The organism is Candidatus Uabimicrobium amorphum (assembly GCF_009002475.1).
Taxonomy (GTDB): domain Bacteria; phylum Planctomycetota; class Uabimicrobiia; order Uabimicrobiales; family Uabimicrobiaceae; genus Uabimicrobium; species Uabimicrobium amorphum.
In genome coordinates this window covers 9,336,737-9,351,383 of sequence record NZ_AP019860.1, presented here as the reverse complement: position 1 = coordinate 9,351,383, position 14,647 = coordinate 9,336,737, and the positions used below count along the sequence as shown (strand labels likewise).

The window sequence follows — 14,647 nt, the reverse complement described above, 5'->3', positions numbered from 1 at the left end:
TGGAGGAAAACCTCCAGATATTTTACATTTACTTCAACCAATCTGGGAGGTATTGGCTACTATCTACATCTTTCGACGACAGTTGTTCTTGCCATTCCTCGTCTTGCCAACGTTTTTCAGCGGTAAATTCATAATATGAATACACAGGTCCTGCGTAGGTACACAAATCGTTTTCATTATCGATCACAATCGCACAATACTGGGCATCACCTGTGGCGACATGAACGATTTGTTGTGAATCAGGGTCCGTATGAACATCCGTGACCGATGGTTCCCAGTCGTAGCTACCGCCATAATACAACTTACAATACCAACCGTCGTACGTTTTGGGACCACCACAGCCGAGAAAAGCCTTTTCGACGACTTTCTTTAAAAAGCTCTGTTCATTTTCGTCTAGTGGTTGCGAGCTAAGTTGTTTTTTGGCAATTTTTTCTAATGTCTCCATCGTTTGCGCAAAGTGATCAAAATATTTGATCTGCGCGTTCATCATGTAACTGTATTGTTCATCGACTAAGTTTTTCGCTAGAGACAACGAAGAATGTAAACTCTTGCAGTACACCTTGAGATTTCGGTAGAATTCAGGGTACGGTTCGACATAACCTTGTGGATATTCACAAGAAATACTTCCATACGACTGTTTTACATACAATACGTTATTGTGACGCATTTCGGTCCATGTACCCAACTGTGAAACAAGTTGTTTACGTTGCCAATCTTGTGTTTGCATCACTTGAGGATAACGCTGATCCTTAGAAACATCTTTGTCGAGAATACGCAAATTGTCCAGCATGTTATTGTAGAAACTTTTTTGCCAATAGTCGTCATCGAAACCTTCTACCAATTCGTTTAGCGCCAGCATATTTGCGGTGTAGTTCCATGTTTTCATTTCTGGTTGTAGTAAGCTCACCGCTTCACTGTTACCCAACGCCGCCATCACGTCTAAACCTTTGGGAATGCGTCGCTGTTGCTTCTTTCCTTGAAAAACAATTTTATCATACACAACGTTGGACAGAATGAATGAGTCGATCACAAAACGTTGCCCAAAAATCTGAAATAACTGAGGGTGTTGTTCACGTTGTGCACTTTTCGGGTCGGAAACAAGAGCCTGAGAATTGATACGCTGCTGTGATAACTTTGCCACGTCTTCGCGAAATGCAATCCAGTGCTCGGCACGTGTGTCACCAAGTCCTTTTATGCCATGGTCCTTCAGTAAGGAAACAACCGTTTCGATCTTGATGTTGTCACTGTCCCCTACCAAATAACTTAGGAGTGTGTCCACGAGTTTAAAATCTTTCCAGCTAGGACTTTGGGTAAACAACTGGCTAATGAGCACCATATTGCGCAATTCGCGCTCAGGATCTACATTTACACCATTTGCTTGCGACAAGATCATACCGCAATCTGCGCGCCCCAACCACATCATCCCACGGAAGTATCCTTGTAAACCTTCTTCTCTGTAATGCCCGCGTACACGAAATTGACTGTAGTCAACGAAGCGCTTGCCTCCGTAGATACTTGTCACACGACCGGTGTGTGGAGTTTCCATCCCCAAGCCGTCGATGCGCGACAAAATTTCGCGTACTTTTTCTTCAGAGGCAACAACAGGATAAACGCGTAAATTCGTGGGTTTTCCTTCGAGGAATAGATTTTGTGCCACCGTTAAGTACAGATCCACGTCTTTATAATTTTGTAGTGAACTACTCGAAACATTGGCCGCCTGTTCTTTTAGAAGAGCCTGGCTCTCTTTTAAAGTGGAAACAATTGCCGGTGTAAACAGATTGCGTTCTAAGTTTTTTAACATTGTCACATAGGAACGCTGCAACGCATAAAGAATAGAGTCACTGGTGATAAATACCGGAAGATGCTTTTGATAGATATCATAGTAAATCTCGACAAACGTCGCGCGGCGTTTTGTGGAAATCACCATGCCTTTGTTGTTCAATCGTTTTCTTTGCTGCGCATTTAATTGTAATTCATTCACCACTTCAGAAAAGAATTTACTTCCCTCTCCCGCAAAAGACAATTTGTCGCGATAATCAGGTGTTGCAAATCTTTTCGCCATCTCTTCGTTGTTTTTTTGTGGTTCGTTGGCGTCGTATTTTTTCAAAAAACCATCAAACTTGTTCTTTTCTTGGGCGGTATTTTGTGGTACTAAGTTGCCTTCAGCATCTCGTTCTAACGTTATGTTTATTTGGCTACAAGACAAAACAAACACAACTATACTCATTGTTATGTATATCCTCATTTTCATATCCTATCTCCTAACAGTCGTGGAAGCTGTAAGCTTTTGTTACATTATTGTAGCAAAAGCAATTCATGGCCTAGTCATCACTAAGTCATTATTTTGTCATTATCTTATATTTTTTTGATTACATGAAATACCAGTTGTATTCCACAAAATTTTATAGTTCAATGTGAAAATTATCGGTTTTGTTTTTACTACAATAAACATTGATAGCGAGGAAAAAATGACTCATGACAACATCGAAAAACATCAAAGCGATACCAATGCCATATTGTTATCTATCGTTCTTCTCGGAATCATATTTCACTATTTAAATCCTATATTAAAGCCGCTGCTTATTGCGATATTTCTGTATTACATTACGCGTCCGGTCGTATTCTTACTTAGCAAAATGCACATACCTATTGTGGGATCTTATCTATTGCTACTAGGGCTTTTAACCTTTATATTTTTTATTTTAGAGGCCACTGTTTTTAATAGTATTAGCCTGTTACAAACCAAAATACCTGAGTACCAAAGTGTATTTCAACAACGAGTAGAGTTCTTAAAGGCAAACGATATAGGACAGTTCTTAATTCATGTTGGCAGTGATATGTTGAATGAAAGCAATACATCAAAGTGGTTTGCCTGGTTACTAGAAACAGTTCTCGGTTTTCTAAAAAGCTTCGCCGTTGTGCTTTTCTATCTACTGTTTATTATTTTTGGAGCAAGTAAACTACCACAACGTCTACAAAAAGCTTTTACAAAAGAAACATCACAAAAAGTTATGCATGTAAGCGGTAGCATCAACCAATGTATTCAAAAGTACTTGCTAATAAAGACGGTGATTAGTCTTGGCACTGCAATCACCTCTGGCATTGTCATGTATTTTTTCGGTATTGATTTTTGGTTGTTGTGGACCATTGTTATTTTTATTGCCAACTACGTACCTTATGTTGGTTCTGCGATTGCCTGCTGCTTTCCTATCGCGATGGGTTTTTTACAAAACGTTGAGTTATACTCGCTCTTGACATTGATCGCATTATTACTGTCTACGCAAATCCTCTGGGGTAACGTTCTCGAACCTTATATTGCGGGAAAACATCTATCGATAAATCCTCTTATCTTGCTATTTTTACTCGCGTACTGGGGATGGCTGTGGGGAACTGCTGGAATGTTCTTAGCATATCCTTTGGCCATTATTACGCGTACTGTTTTGGATAATTTTGACGAAACCAAACCTATCGCGACGTTGATTAGCTAGATTTCGTTAAATTTTATGTGTTTTGGAAACGTAAGTCTATATTTTGAGGACGGGCGGACACTAGGCCCCCTACATTCTATATTTGGAAACGTGTATCTATCTGTGTTTGGGGGACGGGCGGACACTAGGTCCGCCCCTACATTCATCTTACTTGTGTTGTTGAATTTTCGTTACTTGGTGAATCACTTGGGCTTTTTGAATCAGAGTGATAAACTCTTGCCTGTGTGTCGATTTACTTTGCCATGCACCTCTTTTTGCCAGCTCTAAAACCATGTCGTAATTCAAAACGCCTTTATACTGTGAATCGCGCAGCAGCATGCCAAAACTTGCCACCGAAGAGGCAAACAAAAAGTCTTGTGATGGTTTTTTGATGATGTTTTTATCTATGGAGAACTCCACCAAATCACTTTTATCTTCTTTGGGTTTCTTGTAGCGCAATTTAATAAACGCCATTTCTTTTTTGTTGTCTAACACCACCGCTTTGTGCTGATAGCGCAGTGCTTCTACCTTTGGTTTAAAATGGGCGTTGTATGTCGGCGAAATTTCATAAAATGCGGTGACAGTGTGCCCCACACCAATTTCCCCGGCGTCTTTGGTGTCGTCATTGAAATCCTGGTGCTGTAACTTACGATTTTCGTAGCCTACAAGACGATACGACTCTACTAAGTTGGGATTGAACTCAATCTGTATTTTTACGTCTTTGGCAATCGTCCACAATGTTCCATGCATTTGTTTGACTAAAACCTTTTGCGCTTCTTCTATTTTGTCGATGTACGCATAGTTACCATTGCCTTTGTCCGCCAAAGTTTCTAACGTTTCGTCTTTGTAATTTCCCATACCAAAACCTAAAACCGTGAGAAATACACCGCTTTTGGCCTTCTTTGTAATGAGGCGGGTCAGACTCCCACGATCCGTAATTCCCACATTAAAGTCTCCGTCTGTGGCGAGAATGACACGGTTAATTCCGTTGTCGATAAAATTTTCCTGGGCAACTTTATACGCAAGTTCGATTCCCTGACCACCGTTGGTGGACCCTCCTGATTGCAATTGGTTTAAGGCATGCAAAATCGTGTTTTTATTGTCACAGGTTGTCGCAGGGAGTACAAGTCCTGATGCTCCGGCGTACACGACAATCGCAATGCGATCACTCTTGTTCATTTTTGCAACAAGTAGCTGCAAAGAACGCTTCAGTAACTGAATTTTATTCTTACCGCGCATAGAACCAGAAACATCGACCAAGAAGACAATGTTACTCGCTGGACGCTTTTCAGGTTCTAACTTACGTCCTTGTAAGCCGATTTTTAACAAGATATTTTTGGGATTCCATGGGCATTTTGCCATTTCCGTGTGAACCGAAAAAGGAGCATCTTGTTGTGGCTGAGGATAGTCATACTCGAAATAGTTAATCATTTCCTCTAAGCGCACCGCGTCTTTGGGTGGTAGCCGATAATTGTTCAAGAAGCGTCGCATGTTCGCATATGCCGCCGTATCGACGTCAATCGAAAAAGTGGAGAGTGGATCATCCATTACATGAACAAAAGGATTTTCCACAATATGTTCATACGCTTCGGTGTTAAAGCGCGTATTTTTCGCCATATAGTCAAAAATCTCTCGTGCTTTCTTACGATCGATTTCTTTTTGCCACGCTTGTGGGAATTCAACTTTTATTTTGCCTTTTTTGACAAGCTCTTCAAATTCCTCACTCCCCCAGCCTTTTTCATAATAGAAATTAGCTAGATGTGGTAAAAATTGATCTCGCGCTTTGAGGAGTTCATCACTTCCGTCAAATAATGAGTTGGGCTCATCAACCGCGTTAGATGTATTTTTTGAATGAGAACTTTTATGTATGTCCTTGTTACCGCCAAAGCGCGTGGTAACAGAATCACCTTTTTGAATACTTTCTTTTCGTTGTAGAATACGCGCGGCACACGCCTCTTTGTACACCTCCTCTACGACAGCCTCACCGATATACTTGTTGTCGCGAAAAATAGTAAATTGATCCCCTTTTCGTACATCGTTGTCGCTTCCCACAGAAAGCATAATTAAGGGTAAGCTTTTACTAATTGCGGTAACCACACCATTCAATGGCTTTTCCCTTGCTTGCAAGAGATCTAAACGCACACCTTGCTTTTCGGCCTCTTTAATAATTTGCTGCGTTTCTATGAATTCTTTCTTCTCTTCGGTAATCATTTTTTGTTTGTCAAAGTTAAACTCGGCTTTAAATGGTGTATCGGAGTTGTGGTTTTCCTCAATATTTCTCGCGGAATGTAAGGCTATTTTTTTGCCTTTTTCAAAAAAGTCTTCCGATGAAGTCTTGGTATTGTTGGTCACGTGACCGCTCTGTTCTTTTTCGTCTACTTCTTTGAGTTTTTTATCGACATCACCGTAGAGAGAATTATTTTTTATAGGCCAGCGTGTGATATCAAAATTTCTTTTTGTAATTTTTACTTCGCTCAGTTGATGCAGACGTTTTTCCAATTCATTTTTCTGTTTCACTACATTTCGCGCCATTTTTTCCTGTAGTTTTTGTACCTTAAAGGCGATTTCGACCAAGTTCTTTTCATATCTTTTACGAATAGCACTGCTTGGTCGATACAGAGGAATTTTTTCCTTAAGATTATTCAATCGTTCTTGAAGTTTCGCTAGTAGTTCTTGCTCTTCTTTATCTTGTAAAACTTGCTGGTCACGTTGTAACTTTTCATTACGAAGTTGCTCATTTTGTTTGGTAAGTTTTTCCAACATTTCTTTGAATTGCGCATTTTTCTTATGCAACTTTTCCAATGTTGACAAAAGCTTCTCATTCTCTTTGTTTTTGTTGCTCAAAAATCTATTGTGTTCTTTGACGAATTGATCTTGAAGCTCTTTATAGTGCGTTTTGTATTTTTTTTCCATCTCGCGCTCTACAAGTTGTACATCAACCATGTTATCTCTTCCAGAAATCAGCAACGCGATATCTTTCCAGTGAAGAACCGCAAAGCTCCCCAATGTAATCAAACACAAAGTCGCCGCTAACCTCATTGTCTGAGATAGATCAAACGCTACTGGCTTTACTACATTTTCGGCCTTTACTACGCGTGCTTCCGGCTCCCATTTATCCAATAAACCGATACTTTTGCGATGTATCTCTAGTTTTTCTTGGCACTGATAACAAGATTTCGCATGTTCTTCAAATGCGCATTTTTCGTCTTCTTCTAAAAGTTCGTATAGATAATCGTACACTTGCGCATGAAATAGTTCGCAATTCATATATATTTCCCTTCCATCGCAATATCCGTAAGAGATGCTAGTAATTCACGTAACGATTGCAAGGCACGACGCATATCAGACTTTACGGTATTTAGTGGGCGTTCTACCGCGGTGCTGATATCCGCATATGACATTTTTTCATACTGTCGCAAAATAAAAACCTGTCGTTGGTTTGGGGCCAATTCCGCAACCGCTTTGCGAATCATTTCCCCAATTTCCCTACTTTGCAAATCGCGAACGGGAGAGTTCACTGCCATAGGTTCCTCCTTATCGGCTAAAGATTGCCAATCGAGCTTTTTTTGTCGCAGTTTATCTCGGGCAGTATTGAGAGCAACTTTATACAACCACGGACGAAAAGGTTTTTGCAAATCGTATTTATCACTGTGCTCATACACTTTGATAAACGTTTCTTGTAAAATTTCTTCGGCAAGCGTGGTATTGTTGGTATATCTCACCAAATATTTGTACAAGGGGTCTTGGTACTTTTTTACCAACACCCCCAGCATGGCTCCTTCGCCTTTGACAAACAGCGCGAAAATTTTTTCATCGTTCACTCTTGTACTCCTGAAGAGCTTGCTAATCTTTCTTACCGTCAACTCTTCTGCAAAATTCGAATTTTAGTGTTCTATTCCTATTACGAATGTAAAATGTAAAAAGTTGCAAAGAAAAAATAAATACTCTTTTCTACCATCCATTCAAGGGAAAAAGACATGCAATACAACAAGGTAAAAAGCAAGTCCCTTACGCATATAGAAAGTAATACGTTTTATTATGATTGTGTTTTCTTTTTAGACACCTTCGTCACAATAAAGAACTGCACATTTGACAATTGCAGTTTTCGTACAGCTGTAGGGTTTTACGACGCGCCCCAATGTCACTTTATCAATTGCAATTTCTCACAAAGTGTTTTCTTTTCGGGAATGCCTGACGAAAAATACACATTCATTACACATCTAAAAACAGCGCATTCTTGGGAAATGCCGAAAAATATTGCGCAGTTCTCTTCCCTCACCCACATTAATATGAGCGGGTTTACATCACTACTACTTCCTGTAGAACTTTGCCAACTCTCGTCACTTCAATATCTAAACCTGAGCCGTTCAAAAATTAGAACACTTCCACCGCAAATAGGCCAACTCTCTTCATTGAGACATTTAGAACTCGACCATACCGAAATAACAGAACTTCCACCAGAAATAGGGCAACTCTCTTCGTTACAACGTTTAGACCTCAACAAAACACAAATAACCGTACTTCCACCACAAATTCAAAACCTCTCCTCATTGCAACATTTAGATTTGAGTGGTACAAAAATCACTGAACTGTTGCCGGAAGTAGAAAAACTCTCTGCCTTGAAAATACTAGATCTTTCATACACAGCGCTATCAGAACTTCCCCATCAAATTGGTGCACTTCACTCACTCGAAGAGCTACATTTAGTAGAATCAAAAGTAGCTTCATTACCTCCCACAATAGGCCAACTTTCTTCGCTAGAGCGTTTGAATTTGTCGTATTCTCCATTGAATGTATTACCCAAGGAAATTGGTAAACTGAATTCTCTGCACGAGTTAAGTTTAAATGGAATAAATATAAGTGAGCTTCCCATGGAAATAGGTAATCTTTCTTCTTTGGAAGAGTTGTCTTTGTTAAGACTAAAAAATCTGCGATTACCAAAAACGATTGGTAAGCTTTCATCATTAAAAAAATTACATTTGGACGAAACAGAACTTGTATATCTCCCTCCACAAATCGGCCAATTGTCGTCTCTGGAGAGGCTAAACTTATCACAATCGACAGTACAACAACTTCCGCGGCAAATCGGCCAACTCAAAAAATTGTGGGAGTTAAAATTATGGCAGTCCTCTTTGCAAAGCCTGCCTAAAGAAATTGGTCAACTTCGTTCTTTAAAAGTACTCAATATTGACGAAACACCAATAACCTTATTACCTAAAGAAATAGGTCAATTATCTTCGTTACATGATTTATGGGCAAGTGAAACTCAAATAGCGTCTCTACCTACTGAAATTGGTGAGCTAACGAATTTGAAATCACTTCAATTAAACAACACTAACTTGGCAATACTTCCCTGTGAAATTGGCCAACTCAAAAATTTGCAAGAGTTGGAATTGAGCGACACAAAATTAACAACACTTCCACCTGAAATGGGAAAACTTGCCAATTTAGAAAGACTTCTATTGTGCGAAACAAATATAGAAGAGCTACCACAGGAAATTGGACAACTTAGCAAACTAAAAGCCCTGAGTTTGGAGGGAACAAATGTAACAAAACTTCCTGCGACGATTGGGTACCTTACTTCGCTGCGCGAACTATGTCTGTGTGGTACACCAATGACATCTCTACCAAAAGAAATCACATGGCTTACTCTTGAAAGTTTATATATAGACGATTCCGTGCAACTCAGCGACGAAATCCAACAAGATTTGGAAAAGAAGAAAACGTATGTTTCGTCTTAGCTCCATGGCATTTTCAAAAGCTGCCACACATTTTGTGGAAGGGGGTATTTTTTCATACCGATTTTGATATGTTGTGGATGGTGATTCCATACAAGTGTACCAAAGACCCAATCCCAAATCGTTAGGATACTAGAGTAATTGGCATTGCTTTCGTGGGTATCTTGCGAGTGGTGTATGCGATGAAAATTAGGGGTAACAACGACATAACTCATTAGTTTATCTAACTTGTAGGGAATATGAATATTACTGTGTTGCAACAACACGCTCACCATAAATACGGCCTCATACATAAAATAGAACACCACATCTATTCCCCATAAACCGATCCATAGCAATAGAAAAATTTTCGACGCGGCAATTTCCACAAAATGAAAGCGAAAGCTCGAACTGGTATTCATGTCCAATTCACTGTGGTGCACTTGGTGAAAATTCCATGCAAAATCCCATTCGTGCATAAGTCGATGCCACATATACATAAAAAAATCTAAAACTAGAAACGCCAGTATTCCTGAAGTGTATGTGTTGGTTGTAATGAAAGACAGTATTCCTGTAAAAAGCGTCTGTGTCGTGATCCAGGACAAGAGAAATACAAAGGCAAAGTTTACAACAACAGTATTCACGACCGCCAAGCCATAATTGTCGCGAATTTTTTGCCAATAACTGCGATTGCTTTTGTAAAAAGAAAATAGATTTTCGGCGATTCCCAAAACAAACAATGTTCCCAAAACTATATACATTTTTTGTGTCATGATTCCCTCTTAAATTCGAGCCCGATCCCGTTTCCGATCCCGTCATTTTAAAATCGTTTTTTGTACAATACAATACATAAACTATGTTTTTTATTGATGTGTACATCGTAATTCGAGATTGTTCATTTCAGATAAGAATTTCTACTTACAGTTGGTGCCCTCACCATCGAATTATAGGCTTTAGCTTCGCTAAAAACCTTAATTCTCATGCCTCTCCCTGTGGGAGAGGCATAACACGTTTTTATTTGTGTTTATTGCTTTATTTTATGCGTGTCAAAATACAATATCAATGCTACATTATACTCAACAAACCATATTTTATCATAACGGAGAGCTGTATGTTGTCTAAAGTAAATCGCTATCGAGAAATATTCACCATTTGCGCCAAATATGAAATCGCCAGTTGGTTGGGAAAACTCAATTTGGACTTTGCCAACGATATTTTCGACAAAAAATGTGGCAAAGATCTTACCCAATACTCTTCCGCACAAAGAACGCGTATGGCCATTGCCGAATTGGGTCCCACATTTATCAAGCTAGGACAAATACTCAGTACACGTCCTGATCTCATCCATCCAGAAATGGCCGAAGAGCTAAAGCATTTACAATCCAATGTCCCTAGTGATCCTCCACAACAAGTACGGGAAACTATCCACAGCGAATTTGGGCAATCTGTGGATGAGTTATTCGCGTCTTTCGATCTAAAGGCTTTGGCTTCGGCATCTATAGGACAAGTACATTTAGCGCAACTCAAAAGCGGAGAAAAAGTCGTTGTCAAAGTACAACACGCCAATATCGAAGAAAAAATCCGTTTGGACTTAGAGATTCTTTTGGATTTAGCGGATCTTGTCGAAAGATACGTTGAGGAAAGTCGCAACTATCGTCCACGCGAAACTTGCGAAGAATTCAAACGTTTATTACTTCGCGAGTTGGATTTCAATCGCGAGAAGCGCAACCTCGAAAAATTTGCGCTCAATTTCAAGGATGACAAGCGCGTCTACATACCCAAGGCTTTTGGCGATTACTGTACGGGTAGAGTTCTCACAATGGAGAAGCTAGAAGGCATACCGCTTTCGCAAAAAGACACGCTCCTAGAGCAAGGCTATGATGTCAAGGAACTCGCCGAAGTGGGAGCCGACATGTTTTTGCGCATGATTTTCGTTCACGGCTTTTACCATGCCGATCCACATCCAGGAAATTTATTTGCGATGAGCAACAATCGCATTGGTATCATCGACTGTGGGATGGTGGGGCTTCTCAGCGACGAGCTACGTGAAGACATAGAAGACATGCTAATGTGCCTTGTGCGCAACAACGGCCCCAAGCTCACCAATCTAATCATTCGCTTGGGCTCTATACCCCGTGACCTTAACCGCGCACAACTGCAAAGCGACATCAAAGAATTCTCCGAATACTATGGCACGATGAATCTCAAAGATGTCAATTTACAAAAGGCTCTGGAGGAAATGTCCGATTTGATACGTCGTCACAGAATCGTGCTTCCAGCAGGTGTATCACTACTCATCAAAGTCTTAGTAATGTTAGAAGGAACCTCGCACAATCTCTCAGCTGATTTTAATTTAATAGGACTCATCGCCCCCTATCGCAACCAAATGATCGCACGTCGTTTATCTCCTGCACGACAAAAACGCATCATGGAAAACTTGTTCATGGATTGGGAACGCGTCGTAAAAACAGTTCCCATGGGGTTAGTGGACATAGTTGAACGCTTGCAAAGCGGTGATGTCAACATCAAATTTGAGCATAAACGCCTTGAGGACAGTGTGAATCGTTTAGTGATGGGACTTGTCATTTCCGCTTTATTTCTGGGGTCATCGTTTCTACTGGCGCTAAAAAGTCCCCCATTGATCAGTGAAGTATCCATTACCGGAATTGTAGGTTACGTAATCTCCATTTTCATGGGAAGTGCACTACTATTTCGTATTTATATGGATAAGTACCGTATAAAATAATTCGAGTTTGACATGCCCTAAGTTCATCAGCGAAAAATATACTTTGGTCTTTGCCGATGAACTTAGGAGGTTTTGTTGTAGCGATTTACCACAAAGATAGACACAATCCACACGAGAAGCAAGATAATAATTGTCGCGAGGGTTGTGTAAAAGAGTTGATTCACTGAATCGTATTGTGTGTAGTCGAAATGAGAACGCCACTTTTGTCCATCAAAACTTCCCACGCCAAAATAAGTGTTGATCCACAAACAATTGTTACCCACAAAAAATTTATGTCCATAGTCAAGACTAGGGCGTGGCTGCTCCAGGGTAACCTTAGTCCATTTATTGGCGACAAACTTAAAAACCCCCTTGCCATAGTCACATATCCACATCTCATTTTGAAAACATGTAATAGATGTTAGACGCGTCATGATAAGCGATGGCGTTGCCAGTTCCCATTTGCGATGTAGAAAGTCAAAAAAGTAAACATGGGCATCGGTAATTACCCACGGACGTCCTTGAGAGTCAATCGCAAAAGATTCGTTTTGCTTTTCTTGCCACATATTGGGAATCGGTGGTAATTTTTGCCACGTTTGGCCGTCAAAGCTCACACGACCACTTAACCACAAGCGTTTGTCTAAACCAATGCGAATCGTTCCACCACTAATGCCGATGGGATATTCTTTTGACATCCACTTTTCATCTTCAATATCGTAACCCAAAAGTTCTTCGTGAGTGGCAATCCATATTTTTTTGTTCCAATAGACCATATCTACTTTTGCAAAAAACGATGGAGAAAGATTTTGGATTTTGATATTCTCCCACACATCGCGGTCGCGAAAGTACACGACGATCTTATTGGGAAGCAGTATCCATAAATTGCCTTGTGCATCACAACACGAAGCACGGATAAAATCTTGGCGCGATTTTTTTTGCTTAGCGTTTACAGCAAAAAATGAAATTTCGCGCCATTTTTGCGAACCAGCATCAAATACGAACAATTTGTCCTGTGCTGCGGCATACGCATGAATGCTATTTACCGCAATGATTTGGTGAACACTTTGTTGCTGGCTCCACAAACTCGTTATAAAAAATAAAATGCCAAAAATAAATTTGCCTGTAGACATTTATCTTTCTACAACATTTTTGCAATTGTCATCAATTGCATATGTGTAGTTCCTTCGTAAATTTGACCAATTTTAGAGTCGCGATAAAATTTTTCAATCGGGTACTCTTTGGTATACCCATACCCACCTAAAATCTCAATGGCTTTACTAGAAATTCTTTCCGCTGTGGTAGAAGATAGATATTTCGCCATTGCCGCTTCTTTTACAAATGGTAACCCTGCATCTTTCAGACGCGAAGCGTTATATACCATCAAACGTGCGGCTTCTAACTGTGTGGCGAGATCTGCTAATAAAAATTGCATTCCTTGGAATTCACCAATGGTTTTGCCAAATTGTTTGCGCTCTTTGGTATAATTAATGGCATACTCAAGAGCACCTCTTGATAATCCCACCATCTGCGCTCCGATTCCTATACGCCCTTCATTGAGAGTCTCTATGGCAATTTTGTAACCTTTGCCCACTTCACCGAGAACATTCTCTTTCGGAACTTTACAATTGTCCAAAATAAGCGAACATGTACTACTCGCACGTATTCCTAACTTATCTTCTTTTTTTCCAATACTGAATCCAGGAAAATCTCTTTCAACAATAAAACCGGTGATGCCTTTGTAACCTTTTTCGCGATCTACCGAAGCAAACACGATAAAAATTCCTGCTTCACCACCATTTGTCACCCACATTTTTTCACCATTTAGAACATAGTGGTCACCTTTGTCTTCTGCCGTCACACGCAAAGCAAAAGCATCACTTCCCGAACCAGCTTCAGAAAGAGAGTATGCACCAATTTTTCCCGTTGCGAGCTGCGGTAAATATTTTTGCTTTTGTTCATCGGTTCCCCAACGAATGAAAGCATTATTAACTAAGGTATTTTGTACATCGACCATCACCCCCACAGAAGGATCTACAGACGATATCTCTTCCACAACAATGATGGAACTTGTAAAGTTAGCTCCCGTACCATCGTAATCTTCGGGAATTTCTACCGACATCAATCCCAAATCAAAAAGTTCTTTGATGATTTCAGGGGCAATTTTTTCATTTTTTTCCATTTCGGAAACAACAGGCTTTAATTTGTTTTGCGCAAATTTTCTTACAGTATCGCGGAACATCATTTCATCTTCGCTATAAACATTCAGCGATGTTGGTAGCTGACTCATAAAAAATCCTTTCCTGTCATTAGGGCGTGTCATCAATTAAAGTTTATTTAATATTAAAGTCATTGTAAATTCTAGCTAGGCGCTCCGTATGCGTCATAACTAGGTTATTCAAATAAGGAGTAACGACGCTAGTATTTAGAAGGGCTCAATAGTGAATGAAGGTTAATTGATGACACGCCCTATATTATTTTCACAAAAAACACTTTGTTTCTATACTAACTACACCATAATTGCAACAAAATTTTACAATGGAAATATTTTTTTACCGTTCTTTAATTTAAGGTCTTGTCAGGAAACGAAAAATATTATGGCTTTTTTTGCCTGACTTTGTTATTTTAAAACATTTACCACGTTACGTATAATAAGGGTATTAAAAATAACTTTGTTAGGGAATATCTCTCTAGAACCAAAAGAGATTTAATTCATCCCTATTGAATCATATACCCTAGAT

General features: G+C 39.7%; 9 protein-coding genes. 3 read left to right on the top strand and 6 right to left on the bottom strand.

Going from position 1 to position 14,647, the window contains the following annotated elements; genetic code table 11:
* Positions 1–28: 28 nt before the first annotated feature.
* On the bottom strand, positions 29–2,251 hold the full coding sequence (locus UABAM_RS32795; RefSeq protein WP_152021841.1) for a DUF3160 domain-containing protein: 2,223 nt from the start codon (positions 2,249–2,251) through the stop codon (positions 29–31).
* Positions 2,252–2,468: 217 nt separating this feature from the next.
* Here UABAM_RS32795 and UABAM_RS32790 point away from each other — a divergent pair, with 217 nt between their 5' ends.
* Positions 2,469–3,488, top strand: coding sequence for an AI-2E family transporter (locus tag UABAM_RS32790; RefSeq protein WP_152021840.1), 1,020 nt, complete (start codon positions 2,469–2,471; stop codon positions 3,486–3,488).
* A 147-nt stretch (positions 3,489–3,635) separates the two neighbouring features.
* On the opposite strand, the gene UABAM_RS32785 is transcribed toward UABAM_RS32790, so the two are convergent.
* Together UABAM_RS32785 and UABAM_RS32780 are read right to left on the bottom strand one after the other, a co-directional pair.
* Positions 3,636–6,734, bottom strand: coding sequence for a YfbK domain-containing protein (locus UABAM_RS32785; RefSeq protein ID WP_152021839.1), 3,099 nt, complete (start codon positions 6,732–6,734; stop codon positions 3,636–3,638).
* Complete coding sequence (locus tag UABAM_RS32780) at positions 6,731–7,288, bottom strand: RNA polymerase sigma factor (protein WP_152021838.1); 558 nt, start codon at positions 7,286–7,288, stop codon at positions 6,731–6,733. Before UABAM_RS32780 ends, UABAM_RS32785 begins: the two co-directional genes overlap by 4 nt.
* Before the next feature lie 156 nt (positions 7,289–7,444).
* Between UABAM_RS32780 and UABAM_RS32775 the strand changes: the two genes are divergently transcribed.
* Positions 7,445–9,208: a leucine-rich repeat domain-containing protein gene (locus UABAM_RS32775; RefSeq protein WP_152021837.1), complete on the top strand. Its 1,764-nt coding sequence runs from the start codon at positions 7,445–7,447 to the stop codon at positions 9,206–9,208.
* Here UABAM_RS32775 and UABAM_RS32770 read toward each other — a convergent pair.
* A complete protein-coding gene (locus tag UABAM_RS32770; RefSeq protein WP_152021836.1) occupies positions 9,205–9,957 on the bottom strand; it encodes a sterol desaturase family protein in 753 nt (250 codons plus the stop codon). The two genes, UABAM_RS32775 and UABAM_RS32770, sit on opposite strands and share 4 nt — an antisense overlap.
* Before the next feature lie 338 nt (positions 9,958–10,295).
* Between UABAM_RS32770 and UABAM_RS32765 the strand changes: the two genes are divergently transcribed.
* Positions 10,296–11,930: an ABC1 kinase family protein gene (locus UABAM_RS32765; RefSeq protein WP_173013713.1), complete on the top strand. Its 1,635-nt coding sequence runs from the start codon at positions 10,296–10,298 to the stop codon at positions 11,928–11,930.
* A 62-nt stretch (positions 11,931–11,992) separates the two neighbouring features.
* Here UABAM_RS32765 and UABAM_RS32760 read toward each other — a convergent pair whose 3' ends face one another.
* Complete coding sequence (locus UABAM_RS32760; RefSeq protein WP_152021834.1) at positions 11,993–13,039, bottom strand: ligand-binding sensor domain-containing protein; 1,047 nt, start codon at positions 13,037–13,039, stop codon at positions 11,993–11,995.
* 8 nt (positions 13,040–13,047) lie between these two features.
* Positions 13,048–14,196, bottom strand: a complete 1,149-nt coding sequence (locus UABAM_RS32755; RefSeq protein WP_229759336.1) for an acyl-CoA dehydrogenase — start codon at positions 14,194–14,196, stop codon at positions 13,048–13,050.
* Between the last annotated feature and the right edge of the window lie 451 nt (positions 14,197–14,647).